A 15,991-nucleotide genomic window follows, 5' to 3' on the forward strand; every position below is an offset into this window, starting at 1 on the left:
CGCCCTCATTTGAGGGCGCTAATTATTTTAACTGAGACTAGGGCCTGTTGACCCTAACTATTACTTGTGACGTTCTTTGAGCTTATTGACGACATCGTTCATTGATAAGCCTTGATCTTGAAGCAGAACCATCAAGTGATAAATCAAATCAGCCGACTCACACACTAACTCCGCCTTGTCGCCCGACGTCGCCGCAAGCGCGACTTCAACGCCTTCTTCGCCCACTTTTTGCGAAATACGCTTGGTGCCACGAGAATAAAGGTGCGCAGTGTAAGAGGACTCTGGGTCGGCGTCCTTGCGGGCAGCCAGTAGCTGCTCAAGTTGATGAAGCCACACCATCTGACTCTCTTCTTGTGGGTCACCATCCCAACAAGTTGTCGTTCCCGTGTGACAAGTAGGCCCAATTGGGTTCACCTTAACCAATAGCGTGTCATTGTCGCAATCTAGTGCGATGTTTTTCAGTTGTAGTACGTTGCCAGACGTTTCGCCTTTAGTCCAAAGACGCTCTTTCGTACGAGAGAAAAACGTCACTTGACCCGTTTCACCTGTCTTAACCAGCGCATCTTGGTTCATGTAACCCATCATGAGCACTTGGCTTGATTGAAAATCTTGAACGATCGCTGGAACAAGGCCGTCGACTTTGTCCCAATTGATACGTTCCGCTAGCGTATTTACTTCTGCCGCTGCAAAACTCATAGACGCACCTCTACACCTTGTTGTTTCAAATACTGTTTTAGCTCACCAATATTGATGACCTGCTTGTGGAAAACAGACGCTGCCAGAGCACCATCCACATTGGTCTTCTGATATGCCTCTGCAAAGTGTTCCATCGCACCCGCACCGCCCGACGCAATAAGAGGCACATGACACACTTCGCGTACCATATTGAGCTGTTCTATGTCGTAACCGTTACGAACACCATCTTGGTTCATCATATTGAGAACAATTTCGCCGGCACCACGTTTCTGGACTTCTTGTACCCAATCACGAGTTTCCCACTTAGTCGCTTTAGTGCGAGCTTCGTCACCGGTAAATTGATAGACCTGATACTTACCTGTCTCTTTATCAAAGTAAGAATCGATACCCACAACGATGCACTGAACACCGAATTTATCTGCAAGTTGAGTAGTCAGTTCAGGGTTGGCTAATGCAGGTGAGTTAATCGATACCTTGTCGGCACCAAATTCAAGAATACGCGCAGCATCTTCGGCAGATTTAATACCACCCGCTACACAGAATGGAATATCAATCACTTCCGCAACACGCTTTACCCAGCTTTTGTCGACCACTCGGCCATCACTGGATGCGGTAATGTCGTAAAACACCAACTCATCCGCACCTTCTTCAGCATAGCGCTGTGCCAGAGGTACGATATCACCAATGATCTCGTGGTTGCGGAACTGAACACCCTTTACAACTTGTCCGTCACGAACATCAAGACAAGGAATTATTCGCTTTGCCAACATGCAAATGCCTCCTCTGCTGTAAATTTGCCATCAAGAAGTGCACGGCCAACAATCACGCCTGAGACACCGCTGCCTTTAAGCGCTTCGATATCAGCGAGGGAACCGATGCCACCAGAGGATTGGAATTGAACTTGTGGGTACTGTTTACATAGATCAACGTACAGTTCTACGTTGGAACCTTCTAGCGTGCCATCGCGTGAGATGTCAGTACAAAGGACATGTTTTAGGCCAACCGTTAAGTAGTCATCAACCAAGGCTTCAATAGTGACACCCGAGTCTTCTTGCCAACCAGAAATCGCGACTTTACGAACGCCTTGCTCATCAATATTGATATCGAGTGCTAGTACAATCTTTTCAGCGCCGTATTTTTCCATCCAACCTTTTACAAGCTCTGGCTGTTTGACGGCTGTTGAGCCAACAACCACTCGCTGGGCTCCTGCTTCAAGCAAATCAACCACGTCTTGTTCGCTGCGTACGCCACCACCAATCTGGATGTTCGCTGGTGTGCTCGCAAGCAGTTTGGCAATTAAATCAAGCTGACGTGCAGTGGTATCTTTTGCACCGGTTAAATCGACTAAGTGCAGCCAACCTGCGCCTGCTTGGTGGTACAGATTAAACTGCTCTGCTGGGTCTACTTTGTATTCGGTTACTTGTCCGTAGTCGCCTTGATATAAGCGCACTACCTGGCCTTCAATTAAATCTAACGCTGGAATAATCACTGAATTACTTCCCTTTGATTCTTTAAAATTACAGCTCTAAAAAGTTCTGTATAAGCTTTGAGCCAGCTTTTGATGAGCGCTCTGGGTGGAATTGAACACCGTAATAATTGCCGCTTTGTACTGCAGCCGTAAATGGCTGACCGTATTCACATTGCGCAATGGTGTAATCACCTACTGGCATACCGAAACTGTGGACGAAGTAGAAGTACTCACCTTCTTCAATCCCTTTAAACAGCGGGTGTTCCGGAGTCGACTTGACGGTATTCCACCCCATGTGCGGAAGCGGCAGTTCACCAGTTTCAAGAAGCTTAACTTCGCCGTCACATAAGCCAAGGCATTCAACAAGCTCATTGGCTTTTTGACCTTTTTCTTGTGACACTTTGCCAAGTAGCTGCATACCCAAACAGATACCCAAAAGCGGTTTTTCAACTTGCTTAACCAGGTCAATCAGGTCACGTTCTTGGAGGTTTTTCATCGCTTCACTTGCCGTACCCACACCTGGTAAGAAAAGCTTATCTGCAGCAAGAACAACACTCGGTTCTTTTGAGATAGTGACCGTATAACCAAGACGTTCAATCGCAAACTTTACAGAAGAGACGTTGGCGCAACCGGTATCAATAATAACTACGTTTTGATCACTCATATCCTGCCCTTACTAGAGTACGCCTTTACTACTTGGAAGCTCTGTACCTTCGACTTTGATTGCTTGACGGAGCGTGCGACCAAAGGCTTTAAACAGACTCTCAATGATGTGGTGATCGTTATGACCTGCTGATGAAAGGTGCAGAGTACACGCTAGCGTGTCAGTCAGTGAACGGAAGAAGTGAACCACCATCTCTGTTGATAGATCACCTACCTGCTCTCGGCTAAATTCGGCTTCAAACTTAAGGTAAGGACGGCCAGAAAGGTCCAACGCACATTGTGCTAAGCACTCATCCATCGGCAAGCTAAAACCAAAACGGCCAATTCCACGCTTGTCACCCAATGCGTCTTTTAACGCTTGGCCAAGTGCTAGAGCAGTATCTTCAACCGTGTGGTGGTCATCGATGTGTAAGTCACCTTCCACGTTACATACCATTTGGAAACCGCCGTGAGTTGCGATCTGATCGAGCATGTGATCAAAGAAGCCAAGGCCTGTCGAAATTTGGTTACCACCTTGCTCGTCTAGGTTCACTTTTACTTTGATGTCGGTTTCTTTAGTTGTGCGAACCACATCAGCCACACGTGCTTTAACGGTCAGATCTTTAAGAATCTGCTTCCAACCCATGGTTTCTGGGTTGTACTGAATGCCACGAATAGCCATGTTCTCAGCCAGCTGCAGGTCAGTTTGACGGTCGCCAATCACAACTGAATTTTGGAAATCAACTTTGCCAGCTTGAAGGTACTCTTTCACCATTCCCAGTTTAGGTTTACGGCAAGAGCAGTTATCTTCTTCGAAGTGTGGGCAGATAAGAACATCATCAAACTTCAAACCTTGAGATTCAAAGATCTCCATCATCATATCGTGCGGCGCATCGAAGTCGGCTTGAGGGTAGCTGTCTGTACCAAGACCATCTTGGTTGGTGACCATCACGAGTCGGTAGCCTGCATCTTGCAGAGAAAGAAGACTAGGAATAACGAACGGCTCTAGTTTTAATTTATCTAGGCGGTCAACTTGGAAATCTACCGGCGGCTCAACGATAAGTGTGCCGTCACGGTCGATAAATAGAATTTTTTGTTGCTTACTCACACGAACTTCCTTATTTCAATTTGGGTAGCTCTCGCAATCGGCAAGAGCTAAAAATCGGTTAGTTATAGTAATTTCTGATAAAGCCGAGTGTTTTTTCACACTCGTCACGGCTACCAACGCTAATACGGACACAATTCTCAATTGGAGAGTTACGCAAAATAATGCCGCTGTCCCATGCCGCTTTAAAGACTGCGTCGCCATCTGGGAATTTAACCAGCAGATAGTTACCCCACCCTTCAAACACCTCCAGGCCTTGAATCATCGACAAACCTACCTGTAGGTACGCTCGGTTTGCATTCAGGTCAAGAACTTGGAACTTAGCACGGGCAAGACCCGCTTCAGAAAGTGCTTGAGTTGCAATGTCGGCAACAGGAATTGGCACAGGGTAAGGAGCAATCACTTTCAGCAATATATTGATCAGTGCTTCATTGGCAAGCGTAAAGCCACAACGTAGCCCAGCTAATGCAAATGCTTTAGACAAGGTACGCAAAATGGCAAGATTTGGGTACTCAGCCAAAAGACCTACCGTTGAAGCTTCTGGGCAGAAGTCAATGTAGGCTTCATCCATCACCACGATCGCTTTGTCTTTGGTCATCTCAAGCAGAGAAACGATGTCTTCGCGCTTAACCAAGTTTCCAGTTGGGTTGTTCGGGCTACAGACGAACACTAACTTAGTGCCTTCAAGGTTTTGTTTAATGCCTTCTAGGTCGAGTTGCCAGTCCGCTGTAAGTGGAACCGTTTTACGCTCGACACCGATGGTTTCAGCACTGATTGAGTACATACCATAAGTCGGTGGGCAGTATAGAATTGCATCTTCACCGGGCTCACAAAACGCACGAATCAGCAGTTCGATACCTTCATCAGCACCACGCGAGGTTAGCGTCTGCTCTGGTTTGACACCAGCATAAGCAGCATACGATTCAATCAACTCTTTTGGCTGACACTCGCTATAACGGTTTAAACGTGCAAAGTCAGTTTTGTATTCATTATCAAACGGAGATTCGTTAGCGTTAAGCCAAACGTCTCCTGTGCCGCCGATACGTCTTGCAGAAAGGTAAGGCGTTAATTTTTGGACTTGTTTACGTGCTAGCTTTTCCATCTCAAATTATCCTTACGCTTTAGCTGCCAACTTCTCGACACGAATCGTTACTGCGCGTTTGTGTGCATCTAAGCCTTCAGCTTCAGCCATTGTTACAACCGTTGGTGCGAGAATTTTCAGGCCTTCTGCACTCAGCTCTTGTACCGTCATACGCTTAGAAAAATCTGCTAAGCCTAAACTTGAGTAAGTTCGTGTATAACCATAAGTAGGAAGAACATGGTTAGTACCTGATGCATAATCACCGGCAGATTCTGGTGACCAGTCACCCAAGAAGATTGATCCTGCGTTGTCTAGTAAAGGCAGGAGTTCACGCGGATTCTTAGTTTGAACAATTAAGTGTTCAGGGCCGTAGTAGTTAGAAATAGAAACGGCTTGAGTTAACGACTCAGAGATAATAATCAGGCTCGATGCCAACGCCTTTTCTGCGATATCAGCGCGAGAAAGCTCTTTCAGTTGACGCTGAACCGCATCCGTCACTTGATCTGCAATTACAGGTGATGGTGTCACAAGCACCACTTGAGAGTCTGGACCGTGTTCCGCTTGGCTTAATAGATCTGCTGCAATAAAGTCTGCGTCTGCTGTTTCATCAGCCAATACTAAGACTTCTGACGGTCCTGCTGGCATGTCAATCGCTGCACCTCGGAAATCATTGCTCACTTGACGTTTCGCTTCGGTCACATACGCATTACCCGGGCCAAAAATCTTATCTACTTTAGAAACGCTTTCTGTGCCATAGGCCATTGCTGCAACCGCTTGGCCACCACCAACGTTATACACTTCATCAATACCACACAGTTTTGCGACATAAAGAATCTCGTCTGCAATAGGTGGCGGTGAACAAAGCACCACTTTACGACAGCCTGCGATCTTTGCAGGGACACCCAGCATAAGCACCGTTGATGGCAGTGGCGCACTGCCACCCGGAATGTACAAGCCCACTTTTTGGATTGGGCGAGTCACTTGTTCACACAATACGCCTGGCTGAGTTTCCACTTTAATAGGCTGCGGCTTTTGCGCTTTGTGGAACTTAGCGATGTTTGCGTACGCTTGTTCAAGCGCTTGCTTCATATTACTCGATAGACGATCGCAGGCAGCATCCACTTCTTGCTCTGAAACACGAATAGATTCAGGAGTCACGCCATCAAATTTTTGTGTCAGTTCACGCAGTGCAGCATCGCCTTCACTGCGTACTTTTGCGATAACCTCAGAGACTGCCGCAGTAATATTTGCGCCTTCAGTAATAGCTGGGCGTTCTAAAATAGAGTCTTGCTGAGACTCACTAAGTGATTGCCAAACGACCGTTCTCATGCTGATTTACCCCATCATTTTTTCGATTGGTAGAACAAGAATCGAACTTGCGCCAAGCTCTTTCAGTTGCTCCATCGTTTCCCAGAAAAGGTTCTCTGTACTTACGAGGTGTACTGCAACTTTATCTTTATCACTCGATAGTGGAAGAACCGTTGGATCTTCAGCGCCTGGGAGAAGTGATTTGATCTGCTCTAGCTTGTCAGTTGGTGCATGTAGCATGATGTACTTTGACTCTTTCGCTTGCTGTACGCCTTGCATACGAGTCAGTAATTTCTCGATGAGCGCTTCTTTATCCGCATCAAATTCACCCTTACGCTGAATCAAAGTCGCTTTAGATTTGAAGATGATTTCCGCTTCTTTTAGACCATTCGCTTCGAGTGTTGCACCCGTTGAAACCAGGTCCGCAATCGCATCAGCAAGACCAGCGCGAGGAGCAACTTCCACCGAACCGGTTAGCATACAAGTAGAGAAAGGAACGCCTTGTTCATCCATGTAGGCTTTAAGCAGTTGAGGGTAAGTGGTCGCGATGCGCTTGCCTGCAAGATCTTGAGGACCGTTGTACTCTTCGTCTTTATCGAGAGCGATTGAAAGACGACAGCCGCCAAAGTCTAAACGGCGGAGAGGAACAAACTCGCATGGCTCACCAAGCGCTTTACGGTCTAGGCGAACTTCTTCTAGCTCATTTTCACCGATGAAGCCAAGGTCAACCACACCGTCCATGATAAGACCCGGGATGTCATCATCACGAACGAGCAGTAAATCAATTGGCATATTTAGTGAGTGAACAACCAAACGCTCACCCATGATGTTGAATTTAACGCCGCATTTTTTAAGTAGTGCTTGGCACTCTTTACTTAGGCGACCTTTCTTTTGAATTGCGATTCTTAGGCGTTGTGTCTGCATTGCGTTGTCCCTGTGCAAAATTTTGATATTTATAAACTTTTAATCGTGCTTAAAACTGAAAAACCCTCGGAAGAGTGTGTCTCCCGAGGGTTCTAAATCTTGTAGTTTGCGATTTTAGCCTCCGGGAGTTTCTTGTCTCCCGGGTATGCGAGCATCTCCCGAAAGACTAGACTGGGTGATGATGGTGATGAATATTCATGACTAATTTACGCATACTTTTAAGCTCTGCTTGTTCGCTTTGTTGATATCCACACTAACCAAGGTGTAAACATTTTTCAACTATTTATTTAAACTTTTTTCAATTTGTCTAATACAAATAAAAAGGGAGCCGAAGCCCCCTTTGTCTCAATCATTTACACGCTTTAATTATGCGTTCTGACAGCTTGCCATTTTTGACTTAGACAGAACCGATAACAGTACGCAAATTGCTACGAATGCTACGGTTGATGCCGCAAACGAAATTGCAATTGAAGCCGTCATGCCTAGGGTAATGAAGCCGATACAAGATACAACGGCCACAGACAGAGCGTAAGGCAGCTGAGTCGCAACGTGGTCAATGTGGTTACAACGAGCACCTGTTGATGACAGAATCGTCGTATCTGAGATTGGTGAACAGTGGTCACCAAATACAGAACCCGCTAGAACCGCACTCAGCATAGGCAGCATTAATGCAAGATCGGTTGCACCCGCCATATCACCTGCAATTGGCAGCATGATACCGAACGTACCCCAAGATGTACCTGTAGAGAACGCCATTAGACCTGACAGTAGGAATAAGATAACTGGTAGCCAATGTGGGTTGATGTTACCTTGAGCCATTGTTGATAGGTACTTACCTGTGTTCATGTCTCCGATAACTGAACCGATTGTCCATGCAAACACAAGGATTAGAATCGCGCCAAACATCGATTTCGCACCAATCCAAAGCGTACGTGCAATCTCAACGCCTGCAATACCCTGCTTAACTACAGTAAATAGCGCAACAGCCAGACCAACAAGGCCACCGTAGATAAGAGACGTGCCTACATCGGTATTCTCAAATGCGCCAAGCAGATTAAACTCCATGCCATCAGAAGCTAGTGCTTTACCACCCGTGTATAGCATTGACGCGACCGTCGCTGCAATCAGTAACACGATTGGTAAAACAAGATCTGAAACTTTGCCACCTTCGCTTTCACGAATATCAAGCTCTTCGTTTAGCTCGTGCGCTGCTTCTGTGTCGTTCTCTTTGTCTTTCTCAAAACCGCGGCCTTGCGACGCTGCGATTTCATGATCACGCATCTTACCGATATCTAGACCAAACCAAGCAACAGCAAACACCATCAACAACGCGAAGATTGCGTAGAAGTTCATTGGAATCAAACGAACGTATGCACCTAGAGCAGAATACTCTGTGATGCCATGTGACACTAGAATGCCACCGATGATCGTCATGATGTATGCGCCCCAGCTTGATGCTGGCATGATCACACACATTGGCGCCGCCGTTGAATCCAGAATGTACGCTAGCTTAGCGCGAGAAACGTAGAAACGGTCCGTCACAGGGCGAGAAATCGCACCTACCGCTAGGCTATTAAAGTAATCGTCAACAAAGATGAATACGCCTAGGAAAGCGGCAAGAAGTTTTGAACCACGCTTGCTTTTAACGCGAGATTGCGCCCATTCAGCAAAAGCACGTGTACCGCCTGACAATGTCAGTAAGGCTGTCATCATGCCAAGTAGTAGTAGGAAGCCAACAATACTCATGTTCCAAGTATTAATGCCACCGTCTTCGATGAACACACTTGAAACTGTAGAACCGACGTAGCCTAGCGCACTACCAAATGAGTAGTCATTCAGAAGAATAGCGCCAAGAACGATACCAACACCGAGTGATACAAGAACACGGCGAGTAAGGATAGCAAGACTCAAAGCCACAATAGGCGGCAATAGAGATAAAGGAGATGATGCAAAATCAATTAAATTCATGATCTTCAAAAACCAGTAATAAATGGTTAGAGATCTACTGCAGACTCGACGAAGGAATTCATTTCCTAGCGAACAAGCAAATATAAGCGACGAGCAAACGAATGCTTACTCAGCCCTACAGTAGCGCTCCATAGTTTTACAAATTATAGACTATGGCAGTGTTACCCCTTTCGAGTGTAACCCCAGCAAGTTCCTTTGATATGGAATCTCACTTCGGCGAAATAACCTTTCCTGCTTACTCATTGGTATCACCCCAGTAAGCATTACTTATTTATTCCGCGCCTCTACCGCGAGTGATGAAATTTTAAACCACTGTTAAGTCATTTTAACAACAATTTAACCAACACTACGCATTAGGTTCCGCTCATTGTACTTATCTTACCCACCATTTCAACATATCATTCCAACTTTATTGTGAGTTTTATTGTTAACAAGTTTATGCCTAACCTTCCGAGCATTGCGCATAGACATCCTTGAGATTGCAATTATAAAAAACACCTCTTTTATAGAATGACACTTAATTCACACTGCCCTACTTAAAGATACGCAGCTAAGAAGCGCACCTTACAATTCACCATTCAAGAAATAACAACGGCAGTCATAACGTTCACATTATAGTTATTGCAATTTTTAATATTGATCACGATTAATATGAAACAAAGGCAAAGACTTCTGCTATTAGTTAAATCAAAGCACTAATTTAAGTATTTCAATTATCCTTTGACGACAATTATTTGGTTCACTAAGTTTTATTTAATTATTTCATCACACTTTGATTGTATTATTTAATTGAGCGGTTTATGATTCCTATATCGGCAACTTATATGAAGAGATGAATAAATGTCGGAACTAACAAAGACACTATTAAACATTCGTAGCCTACGTGCTTTTTCACGTGAGCTAACTCTAGAGCAACTAGAAGAAGCACTAGAAAAATTAGCTATTGTTGTTACGGAACGTAAAGAAGCAGAAGAAGCAGAACGTGAAGCACTGGCTGAACAAGAAGCGAAACTTGCGGATATTAAAAAGCAGATCGAATCTCTTGGTCTAGATAAAGAAGCAGTACTAAGCGCTTTATCTGGTGAAGCACCAAGTAAATCAAAATCTAAGCGCGCTCCTCGCCCAGCAAAATACAAGTTTGTTGACGCAACTGGCGCAGAGAAGACTTGGACAGGTCAAGGTCGTACACCATCTGCAATTCAAGAGCAGCTTGATGCGGGTAAATCTCTAGAAGATTTCCTAATCTAATCCGTTCTTCTGACTAATTGCTTAAAGCGCCTACTTGGCGCTTTTTTTATACCTCTAAAAAAAGAAAGCCCTCACTTATTTATGAGGGCTTTCTTATTTATTCAATTAAGAGGCTTATCGTTCCCAGTAAGCTTCTTCTAAGCTGTCTTCACGCTCTGGTAAACCACGAGATAAACGCGGAGAGTGCTGCACTAACACTTCATAGCTCGCACGATTTGAATATTTACAAACCTGAGAGAACGATGAATACGTTAAGTAAGAATGCGCGTGCTTACTTGAATTAGGCACATTCTCTCTGTGGTATTTGTTCGCGGCCATATCATGCAGTAATGCTGATAATGCAGCATCACCTGCGCCGTTAGTATTCTTAATTTTTTCAGGGCCACCCATGTAAGGTGCAATATGCGAATACACTTTAATTGGGTTGTCACATAAATCTTTTGAAGCCGGGCGGCTAAATTCGTAACGGTTAAATTCTGCAATACTGCCCGGTAATAGAGGTAACGATGTTTCTCGTTTTGCAGATTCTTCTGTGTAGCCTGCCATAAATAGACCAACAGGACCAGCGGTGCAAAGTACAAGGTCTACCCACTCTAACGTTTTGTCTGATGCCGCTAAAGGTTCCGCTTCACCCGTTAATGCTTCCGCTTCATCTTCATTCATCGCGACAACAGAAACATGATCACGTAAGAAGTCTTGCCAGAATTTTGGATCGTCTTGAATCACAAACTTTGTGCCTAGCGTGAGAACCACGGGTACATCGTATTTTTTTGCATACTCAATCGCTTTCATTGTTGCTTCAGGCATTGGGTCGCCCTCTTTACAACGAACCAAGTAAGCCGTTAAGACTAAAGCCGATGCGTTCTTGAAAATCTTCTCAGGGATGCTTTCTGGCTTAAGCTGGTTCATTTGGCCTTCGCTGATTGCAAAAGTACGTTCGCCATCTTCCGTAATCAAAGCAAAACAGCGACCGATTGCGCCTTCAACACCTTGTAAGTGGTTTAGATCCATACGGCTTGAAGTGTTACACAGGTAACGGTAACCGTAGCTGCCAATTTTGATGTCTTGGCTCATTACGCCTAATAACGTTGAGCGATCATCAGCGAGCACAGAGTAGTTATGCAGAGTATTACCAATTGTACCACCAGCGTATTCATTGGTGATCAACGCACTCTCTTTTAGTTCGTTATAAAGCGCTTCGGCTGTTGCGTCATCAATAACTAAAGAGTGTCCCTTACTCAGATTGTATTTTTCGATCAGTTCACTGCTCACTTTCGCTTCAATATCAACCAACGTTTGATCGATACCGATAATGTGCGTACGTGACATTTTCTTGCTTTCTTGCGATTGGCTGACAAGCGGATCGCGGGCATGAACAGGAAAATAATGCTTAGATTTACGTTGACCAGGAAATTTCATAACTGTTTTTCTGCCGTAAAGGATTCTGAATAAGGGATGAAAAGAAGCCGGATTCTACCTTGCAGATTTGGGGGCGGCAACAAGCGCAAGTATAGCAAACGTTTGCAAGGGCAATAATTTTGCTAGCGACTTAAGGTGTAATAAATAAGAGGGAAGATGATTTGTGAGCGAGCCCGATTGCCCACTCACGATTTAGAGGCTATTCGCCTTCCATAAAACCTAGATCAGGAAGCGAGTCTAAGTTCTCTGAATAGCGTTTTAAATCAAATTCATTGCCGTTTTTCATCACGTCAAAGATTTCGATTGCGACTGCGCAAGCCATCATCGCGATGGCTTCTTCGCGCGGCGTCCCTGTCATCATCAATCGCATTAACGTTTCTTTCGTTTTAACTGGGTTACCGTCTTCTAGTTGGTTTTCGATCACTTCAACTAGCTGTTCTTCGCCCATCACCTGATTTTCATCAGCCATTTTATTTTCTCGTGTTGACTTGAATTCCGCTCACTATGCCATATATAGGCAATCTATACTCGTAAAACCGTAGATATAGTGAAATTTGGAAGTGTGATTTTCCTCTCGGATCTGTCCCGCTGCTATGCTTTCTGCTAAAATCTGCGTCCAGTTAATTTAAGTGGTGTTTAGTAATGTCTGACAACTGTACTGATAACAGTCAAAAGAAAGTCATCGTTGGCATGTCCGGCGGTGTTGATTCATCGGTTTCTGCTTACCTTCTCAAGCAACAAGGCTACCAAGTGGAAGGCCTGTTCATGAAGAACTGGGAAGAAGATGACAATGAAGAGTACTGTACAGCAGCTGAAGATCTCGCCGATGCACAAGCCGTGTGTGACAAGCTAGGCATTCACCTACACACCATCAACTTTGCCGCAGAGTACTGGGATAACGTATTTGAGTACTTCCTTGCTGAGTACAAAGCTGGCCGTACTCCAAACCCAGATATTCTGTGTAACAAAGAAATCAAATTCAAAGCGTTTTTAGAGTTCGCTGATGAAGTGCTCGATGCGGATTACATCGCAATGGGTCACTACGTTCGCCGTACATTCCCAACAGCAGAAGAACAAGCCGCAGGTCAAAAACCACAAATGCTGCGTGGCCTTGATGGTAACAAAGACCAAAGCTACTTCTTATACACATTAAGCAGTGACCAAGTGGCGCGTAGCCTCTTCCCCGTTGGTGAGCTTGAAAAACCAGAAGTGCGTCGTATCGCTGAGGAACAAGACCTCATCACCGCGAAGAAAAAAGATTCAACCGGTATCTGTTTCATTGGCGAACGTAAATTCACCGAATTCCTAGGTAAATATCTACCAGCTCAGCCAGGTAATATCGAAACGCCAGAAGGTAACGTGATTGGTAAGCACAATGGTTTGATGTACCACACACTAGGCCAACGTAAAGGTCTGCATATTGGTGGCCAAAAAGGCGGCGGCGGTAACGAAGACCCTTGGTTTGTTGGCGCTAAAGATCTGAAACGCAATGTGCTTATCGCGGTACAGGGCAAAGATCACCCATTGTTGAAGTCTCAAGGTCTTATTGCATCACAACTTCACTGGGTTGATCGTGAAGTGATTAAAGAACCGTTACAATGCACGGTAAAAACACGCTACCGTCAAACGGATATCCCATGTACTATCATCCCTATCGATGACGAGAACATCAAAGTGATTTTCGATGAAGCGCAAGTCGCTGTTACACCGGGACAATCTGCTGTTTTCTATAAAGATGAAGTCTGCCTCGGCGGCGGTATCATCGAAGAGCGTATTTAATTTTTTAGGAGTAGAACTACGTGGCTAACACACTTTATGACCGCACAATTGCATTTGCTGGAATCTGCCAAGCCGTTGCTTTGGTTCAACAAGTCGCTAAGAATGGTCATTGTGACTCTGACGCGTTTGAAACTTCTTTAAAAGCGATCTTGAACACGGCCCCATCGAATACGGTTGGCGTCTACGGACGTGAGGCTGACCTAAAGCTCGGTCTGGAATGTCTGGTTAAAGGCATAGACAGCACGCCAACTGGCAGTGAAATCACGCGCTACATTATTAGCTTGATGGCGCTAGAGCGTAAACTGCAAACACGCAATGATGCGATGTCCCAGCTAGGTGATCGCATTCAAATGCTTAACCGTCAGTTAGAGCACTTTGAGCTGCTTGATGAACAGATGCTCAGCAATCTCGCTAGCGTTTACTTAGATGTGATCAGCCCTGTTGGCCCTCGTATCCAAGTGACAGGCACTCCCGCGGTACTGCAGCAGACTTCGAATCAGCATAAAGTTCGTGCACTGCTACTGTCTGGTATTCGCAGTGCGGTACTTTGGCGTCAGGTTGGTGGTAAACGCCGCCACTTGATTTTCGGCCGCAAAAAGATGGTCGAACAAGCGCAAATTCTACTCGCTAGAATGTCATAATATCTACAAGCTCGCACATGGATGCGAGCTTGTTTTTTTCTACCAGAACAACACTTGTCTTATACCAAAACAACTCTCACGCAAACGTTTGCGCAATATTCGTGACAAACGCGTCAGATACTGGTATAAAGCTCTCAAAATTTCGAAACTCAATTTTTCAGGAGAACATCATGGAACTGTCAGCATTGACTGCTGTTTCACCAGTAGACGGTCGTTACGGAAGTAAAACTATTGCACTTCGCAGCATCTTTAGTGAGTTTGGCCTACTAAAGTACCGCTCTATCGTTGAAATTCGTTGGTTACAGAAGCTTGCAGCTACAGATGCAATCACAGAAGTTCCTGCGTTCAGCGCGGAAGCGAACAAGTTCCTAGATGAACTAGCGGCAAACTTCTCAGAAGAAGACGCTGCACGCATCAAAGAAATCGAGCGTACAACTAACCACGACGTTAAGGCAGTTGAATACTTCCTGAAGGAAAAAGTGGCGGGTGTACCTGAGCTAGATGCTGTGAACGAATTCATTCACTTCGCTTGTACTTCAGAAGACATCAACAACACTTCTCACGCTCTAATGCTTAAAGAAGCTCGCGATGAAGTGATTCTTCCTGAAATCAAAAACATCATTGACGCTATCAAAGCACTTGCTGTTGAATACCGCGATATTCCTCTTCTGTCTCGTACACACGGTCAGCCTGCTTCTCCATCTACAATGGGTAAAGAAATGGCGAACGTTGCGTACCGTATGGAACGTCAATACAAGCAAATCGCTAACGTAGAGATTCTAGGTAAGATCAACGGTGCTGTAGGTAACTACAACGCTCACCTATCTGCTTACCCTGAGCTAGACTGGCACAAATTCTCTGAAGAATTCATCACTGAGTCTCTAGGCGTAACTTGGAACCCTTACACAACTCAGATCGAACCACACGATTACATCGCTGAGCTATTCGATGCCGTTGCACGTTTCAACACTATCCTAATCGACTTCGACCGTGACGTTTGGGGCTACATCGCTCTAGGCCACTTCAAGCAGAAGACCATTGCGGGTGAAATCGGCTCTTCAACAATGCCACACAAAGTTAACCCAATCGACTTTGAAAACTCGGAAGGTAACCTAGGTCTTGCAAACGCTGTATTTGGCCACCTAGCACAAAAACTGCCAGTTTCTCGTTGGCAGCGTGACCTAACTGACTCGACAGTTCTACGTAACCTAGGTGTTGGTGTTGGCTACGCTATCATTGCATACACTTCGACTCTGAAAGGTATTAGTAAGCTAGAAGTAAACCGTGAAGCCCTGCTTGCAGAACTAGACAAAAACTGGGAAGTACTTGCTGAGCCAGTACAAACAGTAATGCGCCGCTACGGCATTGAGAAGCCATACGAGAAGCTAAAAGAGTTAACTCGTGGTAAGCGTGTAGATGGTGAAGCAATGCGTAACTTCATCGACGGTCTTGAGCTTCCAGAGCACGAGAAAGCACGTCTGAAAGAGATGACGCCAGCGAACTACATCGGTCAAGCAATTGAGCTAACTGACAAGCTGTAAGAGCTACAAGCTACAAGCTACAAGCTACAAGCTACAAGAAACTAAAGGGTTGATGTGAAAGCATCAACCCTTTTTGTACCGATAGGAAAGCATCGATTGCTATAATGCCCGTCATCCCCGAGAGCGAGGAACGAGAGAGTTGGGGATCTCCCGAAGCGTATCGAAAACTTA

At 45.2% G+C, this 15,991-nt stretch carries 15 protein-coding genes, 1 riboswitch and 1 other annotated feature; of the genes, 4 read left to right on the forward strand and 11 right to left on the reverse strand.

The window, feature by feature from the left end; all coding sequences use genetic code 11:
- Positions 1-60 precede the first annotated feature (60 nt).
- The 9 genes from hisIE to tet(35) all read right to left on the reverse strand — a co-directional run bounded on the left by hisIE (position 61) and on the right by tet(35) (position 9,192).
- Complete coding sequence (hisIE, locus tag EJ063_RS11130) at positions 61-696, reverse strand: bifunctional phosphoribosyl-AMP cyclohydrolase/phosphoribosyl-ATP diphosphatase HisIE (RefSeq protein WP_126574354.1); 636 nt, start codon at positions 694-696, stop codon at positions 61-63.
- The gene (gene hisF / locus EJ063_RS11135) at positions 693-1,466 is read right to left on the reverse strand and encodes an imidazole glycerol phosphate synthase subunit HisF (protein WP_126574355.1); all 774 of its coding nucleotides are present in this window, start codon (positions 1,464-1,466) and stop codon (positions 693-695) included. The genes hisIE and hisF overlap by 4 nt, the downstream gene beginning before the upstream one ends.
- Complete coding sequence (gene hisA / locus EJ063_RS11140; protein WP_126574356.1) at positions 1,448-2,185, reverse strand: 1-(5-phosphoribosyl)-5-[(5-phosphoribosylamino)methylideneamino]imidazole-4-carboxamide isomerase; 738 nt, start codon at positions 2,183-2,185, stop codon at positions 1,448-1,450. The genes hisF and hisA overlap by 19 nt, the downstream gene beginning before the upstream one ends.
- Positions 2,186-2,213: 28 nt before the next feature.
- Entirely contained in the window at positions 2,214-2,828 is a 615-nt protein-coding gene (gene hisH / locus EJ063_RS11145; protein ID WP_126574357.1) for an imidazole glycerol phosphate synthase subunit HisH, read from the reverse strand.
- 12 nt (positions 2,829-2,840) lie between these two features.
- Entirely contained in the window at positions 2,841-3,914 is a 1,074-nt protein-coding gene (gene hisB / locus EJ063_RS11150; RefSeq protein ID WP_126574358.1) for a bifunctional histidinol-phosphatase/imidazoleglycerol-phosphate dehydratase HisB, read from the reverse strand.
- A gap of 58 nt (positions 3,915-3,972) precedes the next feature.
- The gene (gene hisC / locus EJ063_RS11155; RefSeq protein ID WP_126574359.1) at positions 3,973-5,013 is read right to left on the reverse strand and encodes a histidinol-phosphate transaminase; all 1,041 of its coding nucleotides are present in this window, start codon (positions 5,011-5,013) and stop codon (positions 3,973-3,975) included.
- Between the two features lie 12 nt (positions 5,014-5,025).
- On the reverse strand, positions 5,026-6,321 hold the full coding sequence (gene hisD, locus EJ063_RS11160; RefSeq protein WP_126574360.1) for a histidinol dehydrogenase: 1,296 nt from the start codon (positions 6,319-6,321) through the stop codon (positions 5,026-5,028).
- Positions 6,322-6,327: 6 nt separating this feature from the next.
- Positions 6,328-7,224: an ATP phosphoribosyltransferase gene (gene hisG, locus EJ063_RS11165; protein WP_126574361.1), complete on the reverse strand. Its 897-nt coding sequence runs from the start codon at positions 7,222-7,224 to the stop codon at positions 6,328-6,330.
- A 54-nt stretch (positions 7,225-7,278) separates the two neighbouring features.
- Positions 7,279-7,415: a sequence feature (His leader region), on the reverse strand.
- 175 nt (positions 7,416-7,590) lie between these two features.
- Positions 7,591-9,192: a tetracycline efflux Na+/H+ antiporter family transporter Tet(35) gene (gene tet(35) / locus EJ063_RS11170; protein ID WP_126574362.1), complete on the reverse strand. Its 1,602-nt coding sequence runs from the start codon at positions 9,190-9,192 to the stop codon at positions 7,591-7,593.
- A 113-nt stretch (positions 9,193-9,305) separates the two neighbouring features.
- Positions 9,306-9,487, reverse strand: a riboswitch (Lysine riboswitch).
- Positions 9,488-10,032: 545 nt separating this feature from the next.
- Here tet(35) and EJ063_RS11175 point away from each other — a divergent pair.
- Positions 10,033-10,440: an H-NS family histone-like protein gene (locus EJ063_RS11175; protein WP_126574363.1), complete on the forward strand. Its 408-nt coding sequence runs from the start codon at positions 10,033-10,035 to the stop codon at positions 10,438-10,440.
- Between the two features lie 114 nt (positions 10,441-10,554).
- On the opposite strand, the gene EJ063_RS11180 is transcribed toward EJ063_RS11175, so the two are convergent.
- Both EJ063_RS11180 and EJ063_RS11185 read right to left on the reverse strand, forming a co-directional pair.
- Positions 10,555-11,859, reverse strand: coding sequence for an inosine/guanosine kinase (locus EJ063_RS11180; RefSeq protein ID WP_126574364.1), 1,305 nt, complete (start codon positions 11,857-11,859; stop codon positions 10,555-10,557).
- A 199-nt stretch (positions 11,860-12,058) separates the two neighbouring features.
- On the reverse strand, positions 12,059-12,328 hold the full coding sequence (locus EJ063_RS11185; RefSeq protein ID WP_126574365.1) for a hypothetical protein: 270 nt from the start codon (positions 12,326-12,328) through the stop codon (positions 12,059-12,061).
- 173 nt (positions 12,329-12,501) lie between these two features.
- Between EJ063_RS11185 and mnmA the strand changes: the two genes are divergently transcribed.
- From mnmA to purB, 3 genes are all read left to right on the forward strand, one after another.
- Positions 12,502-13,638, forward strand: coding sequence for a tRNA 2-thiouridine(34) synthase MnmA (gene mnmA, locus EJ063_RS11190; protein ID WP_126574366.1), 1,137 nt, complete (start codon positions 12,502-12,504; stop codon positions 13,636-13,638).
- Positions 13,639-13,658: 20 nt separating this feature from the next.
- A complete protein-coding gene (gene hflD, locus EJ063_RS11195; protein ID WP_126574367.1) occupies positions 13,659-14,279 on the forward strand; it encodes a high frequency lysogenization protein HflD in 621 nt (206 codons plus the stop codon).
- 170 nt (positions 14,280-14,449) lie between these two features.
- Complete coding sequence (gene purB, locus EJ063_RS11200) at positions 14,450-15,820, forward strand: adenylosuccinate lyase (RefSeq protein ID WP_126574368.1); 1,371 nt, start codon at positions 14,450-14,452, stop codon at positions 15,818-15,820.
- Positions 15,821-15,991 lie beyond the last annotated feature (171 nt).

The sequence above is a fragment of the Vibrio aquaticus genome (assembly GCF_003970385.1).
GTDB classification, from domain to species: domain Bacteria; phylum Pseudomonadota; class Gammaproteobacteria; order Enterobacterales; family Vibrionaceae; genus Vibrio; species Vibrio aquaticus.

What these genes read in the sequence shown, in the direction of transcription:
- hisIE (WP_126574354.1), bottom strand. Translation starts at nt 696, where the DNA reads ATGAGTTTTGCAGCGGCAGAAGTAAATACGCTAGCGGAACGTATCAAT.
- hisF (WP_126574355.1), bottom strand. Translation starts at nt 1,466, where the DNA reads ATGTTGGCAAAGCGAATAATTCCTTGTCTTGATGTTCGTGACGGACAA.
- hisH (WP_126574357.1), bottom strand. Translation starts at nt 2,828, where the DNA reads ATGAGTGATCAAAACGTAGTTATTATTGATACCGGTTGCGCCAACGTC.
- hisC (WP_126574359.1), bottom strand. Translation starts at nt 5,013, where the DNA reads ATGGAAAAGCTAGCACGTAAACAAGTCCAAAAATTAACGCCTTACCTT.
- hisD (WP_126574360.1), bottom strand. Translation starts at nt 6,321, where the DNA reads ATGAGAACGGTCGTTTGGCAATCACTTAGTGAGTCTCAGCAAGACTCT.
- hisG (WP_126574361.1), bottom strand. Translation starts at nt 7,224, where the DNA reads ATGCAGACACAACGCCTAAGAATCGCAATTCAAAAGAAAGGTCGCCTA.
- EJ063_RS11175 (WP_126574363.1), top strand. Translation starts at nt 10,033, where the DNA reads ATGTCGGAACTAACAAAGACACTATTAAACATTCGTAGCCTACGTGCT.
- EJ063_RS11180 (WP_126574364.1), bottom strand. Translation starts at nt 11,859, where the DNA reads ATGAAATTTCCTGGTCAACGTAAATCTAAGCATTATTTTCCTGTTCAT.
- EJ063_RS11185 (WP_126574365.1), bottom strand. Translation starts at nt 12,328, where the DNA reads ATGGCTGATGAAAATCAGGTGATGGGCGAAGAACAGCTAGTTGAAGTG.
- mnmA (WP_126574366.1), top strand. Translation starts at nt 12,502, where the DNA reads ATGTCTGACAACTGTACTGATAACAGTCAAAAGAAAGTCATCGTTGGC.
- purB (WP_126574368.1), top strand. Translation starts at nt 14,450, where the DNA reads ATGGAACTGTCAGCATTGACTGCTGTTTCACCAGTAGACGGTCGTTAC.